This is a genomic window from Dietzia sp. SLG310A2-38A2, from assembly GCF_014145095.1.
GTDB lineage: Bacteria > Actinomycetota > Actinomycetes > Mycobacteriales > Mycobacteriaceae > Dietzia.
Map to the genome: position 1 here is coordinate 2,763 of NZ_JAALDX010000407.1, position 7,079 is coordinate 9,841.

A 7,079-nucleotide genomic window follows, 5' to 3' on the forward strand; every position below is an offset into this window, starting at 1 on the left:
CCACGTGGTGTGGGAGGGCGGGGAGTTCGCCGAGGGCTTCGGCTCCGGGTTCGCGGCGGGCCGGTTCCTGCCCGCGGGCGAGGCCGTGGGGCCGCGGCCGACTGCGGCCCCACGGCCGGCCCGTCACTCGGTGGGCAATCCGGCGTCCTCCCAGGCGGAGTAGCTGCCCTTGAGCTCGGTGACGTCGTAGCCGACGCTTCGCAGTGAGCTTGCGACGACCGAGCTGCGGGTGCCCGACTGGCAGTAGGTGACGATCTTCCCCGAGTCGGGGAGTTCGTCGCGTGCCCACATCACCTGGCCGCCGTGCAGCTGGGTGGCGCCGGGGACGTGGCCCTCGTCGTACTCGGATGTGGCGCGGACGTCGAGGACTATCGCGTGCTGGTGGGACTCCAGGTCCTTGGGGTCCACGGTCTCGGGGCGGAACGTGGGCAGTCCCTCGGTGGAGGTGACGTACCCGCGCGTGGTGTCCACGCCGACGCGGATGACGTGCCGCCGCAGCTCGTCGGCCGCCTCCCCGTCCTCGACGAGGAAGACGAGGCCGCGGGTGTCGGACTCCGGGTCGATCGCCCAGCCGGCGTAGGTGCCCGCCTGGCCGGCGGGGAGGTTGATGGAGCGCTCGACGGTGCCGTCGTGGACGTCGTCGGCGGGGCGGGGGTCGACGACGACGAGCTCACCGGACTCGATGCCGGAGGCCACCTCCTCCGTGGGCAGCTCGGTCAGTTCCGGCAACGGATCGCCGAGCACAGAGGGGCCGTCCCTGTTGAGTCGCTTCATCCGCCCGAAGTAGGCCGGCGCGTCAGGCTGGCCGTCGAGGAGTTCGTTGACGAAGCCCTCCTCGTCGTCGTTCTCCACATACTTCGGCCACCAGGCGAACTTCCGCTCGTATCCCACCGAGCTGGACGGCAGCGCGCCCAGGGACTTGCCGCAGGCCGAGCCCGCGCCGTGGGCCGGGAACACCTGGACGTGGTCCGGCAGGGTGAGGAAGCGCTCGCGCAGGCTGGCGAACAGCTGCTTGGCGCTCTCGAAGCGCGTCTCCTCCCCGTCGGAATCGCTGCCGCCGGCGGTCTCGTCGAGCAGGTCCGGACGGCCCAGGTCGCCGCAGAACACGAAGTCGCCGGTCAGCGCGTAGCCGGGCTCGTCGGCGAACGCGCCGTCGGTGATGAGGAACATCAGGTGCTCGGGCGTGTGGCCGGGGGTGTGCACGGCCTTGAGACGGACGTTGCCGAGCTCGATGGTGTCGCCGTCGCGGAGCCGCTCGCCTTCGATGCCGTAGCGCCAGTCCTCGCCGCCCTCGTCGGAGAGGTACGTGGTGGCGCCGGTCGCGGCGGCCAGTTCGCGGGTGCCGGACAGGTAGTCGGCGTGGATGTGGGTCTCGGTGACCTTGACGATGGTCATGCCGTGCTGGTCGGCCATCTCGAAGTAGGGCCGGAGGTCACGGCTGGGGTCCACGACGATCGCCTCGCTGCTGCTCTGGCAGCCGATGAAGTAGCTGGCGTGGGCCAGGTCGTAGTCATAGATGCGTTCGAAGAGCATGGTGTGTGTCCGTTTCCGTTGGGAACAGGTACACCCCCACCGTAAAACCCTCGGGGGTATAGCGCCACCTCTCGACGGCGACGGCGCGCACACTTGACGGGAGCACCCGCCACCGACGAGAGGACCCGCGCCGTGTCCGAATCACACCAGTCCGCATCACACCAGCCCGCATCACCCCCGCACGCCTCCGCGCTGACCGACGACCTGCGCGACCTGCTCGCGCAGCCGAACCCGTGCGTCATGGCGACGCTGCGCAGGGACGGCTCCCCGGTGACCGTGCCCACCTGGTACAGGCTGGTCGGGGACCGCATCCACCTCAACCTCGACGCCGGCCGTGTCCGACTCCAGCACCTGCGGCGCGACCCGCGGGTGGCTCTGTCCGTGCTGGACGCCGACGACTGGTACTCGCACGTGAGCATCCAGGGCCGGATCACCGAGATCGCCGAGGACCCGGACCTGTCCGGCATCGACTCGCTGTCCCGGCACTACACGGACCAGCCGTACCCGGTCCGCGATCGCGCCCGTGTCGACGCCTGGGTGGAGATCGAGCGCGTACACACGTGGGGGTCCGCGGCGCGATCCTGATCCGGCGAGGCCCGCCGCGGCATAACCTCTGGGCACACCGCCAGTACCCCTATCCCTGAGCCCCTCTGCTACCCAGTCCCCATCCCCTCTGTCCCTCAGTCCGGCGCCCCACCTGGGCGCCCCACGCCCCCGGAGCCGCACATGTCCGACCGTTACCCCCTCGCCGAACTCACCGATCTCCCCGACGACCTGCGGGAGCGGATCCTGGCGGAGCAGGAGAAGGCCGGGTTCGTCCCCGAGGTGTTCCTGATGTTCGGGCGCCGCCCGGCAGAGTGGCGGGCGTTCTTCGCCTACCACGACGCGGTGATGGACCGCGAGGGGTCGAACATGTCGAAGGCGGACAAGGAGATGATCATCGTGACCATCTCCGCGCAGAACAACTGCCAGTTCTGCGTGGTGGCTCACGGGGCGATCCTGCGGATCGTCAAAAAGGACCCGTACATCTCCGACCAGCTGGCCGTGAGCCATCACAAGGCAGAGCTCACCGCACGGGAGCGCGCGATCTGCGACTTCGCCACCAAGGTCAACCTGCGGTCCGACGAGCTCGTCGACGCCGACTTCGCCGCCCTGCGCGAACACGGTCTGGACGACGAGGACGCGTGGGACATCGCGACGATCACCGGCCTGTTCGGGCTGAGCAACCGGGTGGCCAACGCCACCGACATGCGGCCGAACCCGGAGTTCTACACGATGGGCCGACTGCCGCGGACGACATAGGGTGCCGCGGGCAAGGTAGCCCCTCGAAATCGAGGGGTTCTACAGCTGCTTGTGCGGGATTCCGTTGATCGTTCCGCCGTCCACCACGAACTCGGTGGCGGTGGCGTAGGACGACTCGTCCGAGGCCAGGAACAGCACGAAGTTGGCCACGTCCTCCACGGTGCCCAGGCGACCGAGGGGGATCGGAATCATGTCGTCGGGGATCCCCTCGGTGATGGGGGTGCGGACGAGGCCCGGGTGCAGTGAGTTGCAGCGGATGCCGTGCGGGGCGAGTTCGAGCGCGACCGACTTGGTGAGCCCCCGGACCGCCCACTTGGCGGCCACGTACCCGTGCGCCCACGGGGTGCCGCGCATCCCCTCGATCGAGGACACGTTGATGATCGAGCCGCGGCCGGCGGCGATCATCGTCTCGGTGACGGCCTGACATCCGTAGAACGTGCCCGTGAGGTTCACGTCCAGGATCTGCTGCCACTTGTCATGCCGGAACCTGTGCAGCTCGGCACCGTTGGCGATCCCCGCGTTGTTGACCAGCACGTCGACCCCGCCCCAGTCGGCGACCGTCTCCTCGACCACGGCCTTCCACTGCTCCGGAGCGGACACGTCGAGGTGGCGGTAGCGGGCGTTCTCCCCCAACTCGGCCGCCACGGCCTCACCCTGCTCGTCCAACACGTCGGTGAGCACGACCCTGGCGCCCTCCTCTACGAGTCGGCGCGCGTCGCCCTCGCCCATCCCTCGTGCGGCGCCCGTGATGATGGCGACCTTGCCCTCGACCCGACCCATGACGACTCCCTCTACTCGTGTACAGCTGTGGTGACGACGCCGATCGACGCGTCAGCGCGTGCCGACGATGCCCGGCGCGCCGGTGAGCGGCAGATCCAGCGTCGTGGTCAACCCCGGAGCGGCGGCCACCACGGCGGGAACGGCGTTGACCACCCTGCCGACCCCGGCGAGGATCGCCGAGTAGTTGTGGTCACCGTCCGCGCTCTGCGCGGCCAGGTCGAGGACGTACGACGGCTCGCCGATCACCTCGACGCGGTACGAGTGGCCCTCCTGGACCGCGTACGGCCAGTCCGGCCGCAGATCGTCCCGGGTGCGGGTGACGTGTTCGACCACGATGACGGGCTCGCCCGCCACCATGCCGGTGATCTGGAAGCGGAACCCCGCCTGGGTGCCCTCGGCGATGGTGCAGGCCGCGACCTCGTAGGTCTCCGGCGCGGGTTCGCGCTCGACGTGTTCGGTGATCTCGTCGACCTCCACGCCCAACCCGGCGGCGAGCAGGTGGATCGACGCACCCCACCCCGCCGTCAACACCCCGGGCAGGAAGAGCAGCGGGGTCTGGTCGAGCGGGGTGCCGAAACCCATGACGTCGACCATCGACTCGGTGGAGTCGTAGGTGGCGTAGTCGGAGAACTCGGTGCAGCGGACCTGGCGCACCTCGCGGCAGGTGCCGGTGATCGCGAGCGGCAGGAGGTCGTTGGTGAATCCCGGGTCCACGCCGGTGACGAAGAGGGTGGCCCCGCCCTCCAGTGCCGCGGCCTCGAGCTTGGCGCGCGCGCTGTCGGGGATGCCGGCGGCGGGGTTGATGAGCGGGGTGGGTGCGGTGCCGGCCACGTTGATCCCGGCGGCGAGGTACTCGCGGATGTCGCGCGCGGCCTCCACCGGCCGGGTGTCGCTCATCGCGCAGTAGACCACGCAGTCAGGCGCCGCGGCGATGATGTCGGCCGCGCTCGTGGTGGCGGTGACGCCCGTGGCCACCTCGAGACCGGCGAGCTCACCCGCGTCCTTGCCCGCCTTCTCCACGGAGTGCACCCAGACGCCGACGAGGTCGAATCGCGGGTCCTCGATGAGCTGGCGCAGGGCGATCGCCCCGGCGTTTCCCGTGGCGATCTGTGCGACCCGGATGGCCATGTGTCCCCTCCCGACCTGAGGCGGCACGTCGAGGGTGCGCGCCTGTCCGCGGCGGACGCTACCAGAGCGCACCGCCTGGCCGGGGGCGTATCAGACATGTGACCGGACAGGTGTCCGGTCACATGTCGACGGGTCGTCAGCCGACCACGACCCCGCAGGCGATCCTGCTACCTCCGTCGCCGGCCATCAGCGTGTCCTCGTCAGGCCCCTCCGGTGCATAGCGCTCCGGGATGTGGGCCAGGTTGTCCGGGTCCTCGTGGATCATCACGGCCGAGCCGTCGTCGTCCAGCAGGAGCTCCCGGTCCAGCCGGTCGGTCAGGGTGGTGATGCGTGCGGTCCCGTCGCCGCCGACGTACAGCGGCGGCAGGTCTCCCGCGTGCTCGGGATGGCCGGCCTCGCCGTCCGGCCCGGCCAGGTGTCCGCCGGCCGAGAGGAACGCCCCCCGCTCCTCGGGATCGTTGGGATTGGCGCTGTCCGGCTCACACAGTCCGGTCGTGTGGATGTGCAGCCCGTGGAAGCCGGGCTCCAGCCCGGTGGCCTCGACGGTGACCAGGGTGCCGCCCTCGGCCTCGACGAACTCCACCGTGCCGAGCGGTCCGCCCTCCGGGTCCGTCAGCTCGGCGGTGGCGAAGGCCTGGTCGTCCTGCTCCTCGCCGCCGGTCCCCGCGTCGGCGGTGGTCGCGGTGTCCTGCGGGGTGGTGGTCCCCTCGGCTGCGGGAGACTCCTCCCCGGTCCCGCACGAGGCGGCAAGCAGGGCGGCTGCGGTCAGGGCGACGAACGCACTGCCCCTGCGGGCCCGGCGGAAGGTGGGCACGGTCTGTGCTGGCACAGCCTGGTCGGTAACGGTCTGTCCAGGTCGGTTCTGCGTGGTCATCCGGTGGACCTCCTTGTCGGCGTCGTGAATGTCGGCGTCGTGGCCGTCACCGTACCCAGGCTCAACGCGGATGCAACCGTGCCTCCGCCCGATCCGAGCCGGAGTCCGCGAAGCGGTTCCGATAGGACGTGGGGGTGGTGGAGTAGGCCCGGAGGAAGTTCTGACGAAAGGTCACCGCACTACCGAAACCGCAGTTCTGCGCGATCTCACCGATCGGGTCCGAGGTCCGCTCGAGGAGCACCCGCGCGCGGTCCAGGCGGCGGGACAGTACCCAGCGGGCCGGGGTCGTCCCCGTGACCTTCTGGAACGACCGGATGAAGTTCCGACGGCTCATGCAGGCTCTGTCTGCCAGGTCGTCCACGGAGAGCCGGTGGTCCAAGTGCTCCAGAGCCCACTCGATGGCCTGTCCCACCCGGTCGTCTCCACCGCGGTCCGGAATCGGCTGCTGGATGTACTGCGCCTGATCCCCGTCCCGGTGCGGTGCCACCACGATGTGTCGCGCGAGTACGGCGGCCGCGGCCGAGCCCAACCGCATCCGCACCAGGTGGAGGCAGGCGTCCAGCGACGACGCCGTCCCGGCGGAGGTGAGCACGTCACCGTGATCGATGTAGAGGTCCGCCGACCGCACCTCCACGCCGGGGTACCGGCGGGCGAGTTCGGCCGCCACCCCCCAGTGGGTGACCGCAGTTCGGCTGTCGAGCACGCCGGCCGCCACCACGGGAAACGCCCCGAGGCACAGTCCCGCGACCGCGGAGCCGCGGCGTCGCGCGGCGCGGATCACGTCGAGCAGTCCCGGATCCGGTTCGCGCAGATCGACGGGCCACGACGGGAACACGACGAGATCGGCCTCCGCGGCGATTCCGGGCCCGCTGAGATCGTCGAGGTACACCCCCTCCGCGGTCCGGATCCCGCCCCCGTCCGCACTCCAGGTACGCACCTCCCACCCGCTCGCGAGATCGAGCCTGGTGACCTCACCGAAGACGAGCAGAGGGGCCGCGAGGTGGAACATCGTGATCCCGTCGAACACGTGGACGGCGATCTTCACGCCTGGCCCGGATTCATCGAAAGTATGCGCATATGCCACTCACGGTAGCCTGCCCCGTCGACCGAGACTGGTGTCCGGCGTCGGCACCCGCTCGCGCCGCCCGTCACGACCCCTCGGAGGTTCACCATGACCGACTCCCGCCGCGCCCTCGTCCTGGTCGACATCCAGAACGAGTACTTCACCGGCCCGCTCGAGATCCAGTACCCGCCCCGCGACGTCTCGCTCGCCCGGATCCTGCGCGCGGTCGAGGTCGCGGGCGAGGCGGGCGTCCCCGTCGCGGTGGTCCAGCACGAGCTCCCCGACGGCGCGCCGGTCTTCGCGGGCGGCAGCGCCGGGTGGGAACTCCACCCGGAGCTGGAGGCGGCACTCCCCGCCGACCCGGCCCGGTTCAGCAAGAACTACGCCAGCATCTTCGAC

General features: G+C 70.4%; 8 protein-coding genes. 3 read left to right on the forward strand and 5 right to left on the reverse strand.

Going from position 1 to position 7,079, the window contains the following annotated elements:
- Positions 1-123: 123 nt before the first annotated feature.
- Positions 124-1,533, reverse strand: coding sequence for an MBL fold metallo-hydrolase (locus G6027_RS13930; protein ID WP_182637690.1), 1,410 nt, complete (start codon positions 1,531-1,533; stop codon positions 124-126).
- A 132-nt stretch (positions 1,534-1,665) separates the two neighbouring features.
- On the opposite strand from G6027_RS13930, the gene G6027_RS13935 reads away from it, so the two are divergent.
- The gene (locus tag G6027_RS13935; protein ID WP_346995743.1) at positions 1,666-2,118 is read left to right on the forward strand and encodes a PPOX class F420-dependent oxidoreductase; all 453 of its coding nucleotides are present in this window, start codon (positions 1,666-1,668) and stop codon (positions 2,116-2,118) included.
- Between the two features lie 141 nt (positions 2,119-2,259).
- Positions 2,260-2,835: a peroxidase-related enzyme gene (locus G6027_RS13940; protein WP_182637691.1), complete on the forward strand. Its 576-nt coding sequence runs from the start codon at positions 2,260-2,262 to the stop codon at positions 2,833-2,835.
- Between the two features lie 39 nt (positions 2,836-2,874).
- On the opposite strand, the gene G6027_RS13945 is transcribed toward G6027_RS13940, so the two are convergent.
- From G6027_RS13945 to G6027_RS13960, 4 genes are all read right to left on the reverse strand, one after another.
- Entirely contained in the window at positions 2,875-3,615 is a 741-nt protein-coding gene (locus G6027_RS13945; protein WP_182637692.1) for a glucose 1-dehydrogenase, read from the reverse strand.
- A gap of 51 nt (positions 3,616-3,666) precedes the next feature.
- Entirely contained in the window at positions 3,667-4,743 is a 1,077-nt protein-coding gene (locus G6027_RS13950; RefSeq protein WP_182637693.1) for a diacylglycerol kinase, read from the reverse strand.
- 136 nt (positions 4,744-4,879) lie between these two features.
- A complete protein-coding gene (locus G6027_RS13955; RefSeq protein ID WP_182637694.1) occupies positions 4,880-5,617 on the reverse strand; it encodes a superoxide dismutase family protein in 738 nt (245 codons plus the stop codon).
- 61 nt (positions 5,618-5,678) lie between these two features.
- Positions 5,679-6,662, reverse strand: a complete 984-nt coding sequence (locus G6027_RS13960; protein WP_182637695.1) for a helix-turn-helix domain-containing protein — start codon at positions 6,660-6,662, stop codon at positions 5,679-5,681.
- Between the two features lie 126 nt (positions 6,663-6,788).
- Here G6027_RS13960 and G6027_RS13965 point away from each other — a divergent pair.
- A partial coding sequence (locus G6027_RS13965; protein ID WP_182637696.1) for an isochorismatase family protein occupies positions 6,789-7,079 on the forward strand: 291 nt, incomplete at its 3' end.